1 protein-coding gene is annotated in these 1,469 nt (G+C 72.9%); it reads right to left on the bottom strand.

Going from position 1 to position 1,469, the window contains the following annotated elements; all coding sequences use genetic code 11:
• Nucleotides 1-1,420, bottom strand: a 1,420-nt coding sequence (locus CAP_RS43265; RefSeq protein WP_231512042.1) for a type I polyketide synthase, incomplete at its 3' end; no start/stop codon positions are given.
• Nucleotides 1,421-1,469: the final 49 nt, after the last annotated feature.

The raw sequence follows: 1,469 nt of genomic DNA, 5'->3' as shown, positions 1-1,469 counted from the left end.
GAGAGGCGAGAGAGCCGGCGTGGTCGAGGCGGTCGGCGTAGGTGCGAGCGAGGGCGCGCAGGGCCTCGTCGGAGCGGGCGGAGAGCAGGAGCAGGTGCTCGCGGGCGTCGTTGGTGGTGGGAGCGTCGCTGTCGGGGGGTGGGGGCGCCTCCTCCAGGATCACGTGGGCGTTCGTGCCACCGAACCCGAACGAACTCACCCCCGCGAGCCGCCGCCGGGCGCTCCTCGGCCACGGCGCGAGCGTCTCCTGGACACGGAGGGGCAGCTCGCCGAAGGCGATGTGCGGGTTTGCTCGCTCGAAGTGGAGGCTCGGCGGGAGCGCGCCGTGGTGCAGCGAGAGGGCCACCTTGATCAGGCCTGCGACGCCTGCGGCAGCCTCCGTGTGCCCCAGGTTCGTCTTGACGGAGCCGAGCGACGCTGGCTCGCTGGCGGGGCGCCCCTCGGACAGCACGGCTCCGAGGGCCCTCGCCTCGATGGGATCGCCGAGCGCCGTGCCCGTCCCGTGCGCTTCGACGTACTGAACCTCGCCCGGGGAGACCTTCGCCCTGCGGCAAGCCGCCCGCAACAGCTCCTCCTGGGCCTTCTGGTTGGGCGCGGTGAGCCCGTTGCTGCGCCCGTCCTGGTTGACCGCGCTGCCGCGGACGAGGGCATAGATGCGGTCGCCATCGGCGAGGGCCCGTGAGAGCCGCTTGAGGACGACCACGCCGACCCCCTCGGCCCGTACGTAGCCGTTGGCGCGCGCGTCGAAGGCCTTGCACCGACCATCCGGCGCCATGAAGCCAGCTTTCGCGAACTGGAGCGTCACCTCCGGCGCGAGCAGCAGGTTGACGCCTCCGGCCAGCGCCAGCGAGCACTCCCCGCGTCGAAGGCTCTCGCACGCGAGGTGCACGGCCACGAGCGACGAGGAGCACGCCGTGTCGACGGTGAGGCTCGGCCCACGCAGATCGAGTGCGTACGAGATGCGGTTGGCAGCGATGCTGGCTGCCGCGCCGGTCGCCGCGTGAATGTCGTGAGGGACGCCCCCCGCGCGCGATTGAAGCTCGCTGTAATCGCGCGCCGAGAGCCCGACGAAGACCCCGACGGGAGCGCCCGCGAGCTGGTCCACGGGCTGGCCCGCGTCTTCCAGCGCTTCCCAGGCGGTCTCCAGCAGGAGTCGCTGCTGGGGATCGGCGCTCATCGCCTCGCGGGGCGAGATCCCGAAGAAGGCTGCGTCGAAGCCCCGCACGTCGCTCAGGAAGCCTCCCCAGCGGGTGTGCATCTTGCCGGGCACCGTCGGGTCGGCGGAGTACAGGGCGGCGGCGTCCCAGCGCTCGGATGGGACCTCGGTGATGGCGTCGACCCCGTGGCGCAGGAGATCCCAGAACGCCTCTGGCGTGCTCGCGCTCCCGGGGAACCGGCAGCCGATTCCGACGATGGCCACCGGCTCCGCCGTCTCTTCCACCCCGCCCGCCCCGCCCGCCCCGCCCGCC

Source organism: Chondromyces apiculatus DSM 436 (assembly GCF_000601485.1).
In the GTDB taxonomy this organism is placed as follows: Bacteria; Myxococcota_A; Polyangia; order Polyangiales; family Polyangiaceae; genus Chondromyces; species Chondromyces apiculatus.
This window is presented reverse-complemented; position numbering and strand designations above follow the sequence as displayed.